Below are 2,567 nucleotides of genomic sequence, written 5' to 3'. Positions count from 1 at the left end.
TCTTTCTTCAACTCCTGAAGTTCATTTTCCTCTTTCTTCAGCTCTTGAAGTTCATTTTCCTCTTTCTTTAGCTCTTGAAGTTCATTCTCCTCTTTCTTCAACTCCTGAAATTCATTCTCCTCTTTCTTCAATTCTTGAATCTCCTTATATTTAGAAAAAAATTTTTCCGCCATTTTATTATCAATCCACGGCTTATTCATCATCAATCACTCCCTAACTGATGAATTAAAAAACATATGTATTTCTTTTCATATACACAACCGTTTTCAACATTATATATGTTTTATAACAATAAAAAAGACATCATCTTTTGTATGAAAGACGATGTCTTTTTCTATTTTATGCTCGCACTTGCTGTACTTGCAATACTTGCAAAGTAAGGTCTAGTACAATTTTTTCACGTAGTGTATCAAACGGTTCATTTAAATTTGTAGGGCATGGTGAAAAATCAAGTTCAAAGAAATTAGCACTAATTAATTCACAAAATGGTTGTTTGTTATAAAACACCGAATTCCCAAAAAAATCACTTATCTAATCGAGAAAAATCACCATTCTTAGGATTAATAAAGTGAGAAGTAGCTTCTGAAGAAGCTGCGATTAGAAGCTCTGTAAAAAAGTCACCTGCTGTTAAATCGGCAAACCCAGAAAAATTAACATTAGCAACACGATCAACTAGAGTTCCATTACACTCATCAGATGCATATTCAATATTTTTACGAATATAGCCTTATACAAATAATTTTGCTCTTGTAACGCGGCGATAATTCGTACCTGCTACTGAAGTAAAAGCTGCAGGAACTAACTTACATTGTGTTAAAAATACATTTTTCAATACACGTTTAATTTCGAAAGCTGGAGGATTTAACGGAATAGTCGATTCTACAACAATTTGAAGCGTTCTCTCAGCTAAAACAACTGGTACTTTTATCAATGCGTTTGGCGTAACAATTGGTGCTGCTGCTGCATTGGTTAATGGCGTTTGAGTTTGTCCCTTCACTGGACATGGTACATTAATCGGACATTGTTCACTCATATTTAATATTCTCCTTTTTATAATAATTTTAGAGTTTTTTAAACTCTTTACTCTATAATGTATGTATTTTTTATAGCAATGCGTGGGTTTCCGTAATAGACTCTTTTACTATTTTATTGATAGAAATAAAATTCACTTTTTAATAGGCAATCTTACATATATGATAGAAGCCTTTATAAATACTTACCTACTATTTTAAAAACTCGTTTGATAGCCCGTATATGCATACACCTAAAAAGAATTCTCAATCTCTTTTCTTACATACCTTCTAACGATTGACAATATCATACAAATTTTATACCATATTTTTATGATATTTTTCTTAAAAGGCTGCTTATTCTATATAATAACGTATAATCTATATGAACAAATTCATATGATTAATAGATAAGTGTGTATGAATAACCATGTAGATTATTATAAAATGGAGGGGTTTTTTATGTCTGTCTATGCACCACACGAAATTACTGAGTTGGCCGCCAACTCAGGTAAAAAGAAAGCATCTTTACCACTACTACCGATGTTAATTCTCGGATTTTTTGGCGGCGCTTTCATAGCATTTGGATATTTACTCGATATTCGTGTCATTGGAACAATGCCAAAATCTTTTGGATCACTTACTAGTTTTTTAGGCGCTGCTGTTTTCCCTATTGGCCTTATACTCGTTATCCTTGCTGGTGGTGAACTATTAACTGGTAACATGATGACCGTACCGATGGCTTGGTTTCAAAAAAAGATTACTTTCTCCAAAGTAGTAAAGAACTTATTGATTATTACAATTAGTAATTTTATTGGTGCGGTTTTCGTTGCTTATTTCTTTGGCCATGTCGTTGGATTAACTGAAGGACAATTTTTAGCAAAGACCGTGTCTATCGCACAAGCCAAACTACATGATACACCCGTACAAGCATTCTTCTCCGCTATTGGATGTAACTGGCTCGTTTGTTTAGCTGTTTGGCTTAGTATGGGAAGTAAAGAGTTTAGCGGAAAAATCATTGGCATTTGGTTTCCTGTCATGACCTTTGTTGCCATTGGATTTCAACACGTTGTTGCCAATATGTTTGTAATTCCAGCTGCTATCTTCGCTGGTCATCTAACTTGGATGGAATACTTCCCTAATTTTATTGTTGTCTTCTTAGGGAATTTAGTAGGTGGTATGCTGTTTGTTGCTTTACCTTACTTTTTAACTTATAAAAAACAACTATCACCTCAAAATGAAACAGCTGAATTAAAGAAAAAATCTGTATCTGCTTAAGATAAAAAGAAAGGTATGCTTCTATTTTGAATTTGGCGTACCTTTCTTTTTTTATTCCACAATAGCTAGTTTAAAGTAAATAAAACTTTATTTCCCCTAAACTGATTATCATTTTCATCCAATGATGGTATAATTCTCGCTATCAATGGATAAACTTGAGTTGTTTTCTTCTATAAAACGAAATTCGTGTACGATACATTTTTCAAATTTTTTATGAATCTACCTGCGTACACTTGTTCTCTACACTTTTATACGTTATAATAACAACTTAAATAGTAT

Annotated in this window: 1 protein-coding gene and 2 pseudogenes; 1 reads left to right on the top strand and 2 read right to left on the bottom strand. The window is 32.6% G+C overall.

Features of this window, described 5'->3' with window-relative positions; translation table 11 throughout:
* Positions 1-200 (bottom strand): annotated as a pseudogene (locus tag V7183_RS22065) (CsxC family protein); the annotation flags it as partial.
* A gap of 139 nt (positions 201-339) precedes the next feature.
* Positions 340-1,033 (bottom strand): annotated as a pseudogene (locus V7183_RS22060) (CsxC family protein).
* Between the two features lie 439 nt (positions 1,034-1,472).
* Here V7183_RS22060 and V7183_RS22055 point away from each other — a divergent pair.
* Positions 1,473-2,288, top strand: coding sequence for a formate/nitrite transporter family protein (locus V7183_RS22055; protein WP_097898795.1), 816 nt, complete (start codon positions 1,473-1,475; stop codon positions 2,286-2,288).
* Positions 2,289-2,567: the final 279 nt, after the last annotated feature.

Origin of the sequence: Bacillus sp. JJ1127 (assembly GCF_036965845.1) — a bacterium.
Taxonomy (GTDB): Bacteria; Bacillota; Bacilli; order Bacillales; family Bacillaceae_G; genus Bacillus_A.
Note: the sequence above shows the minus strand (reverse complement) of the source record. Positions and strands in the feature narration are given on the sequence as shown.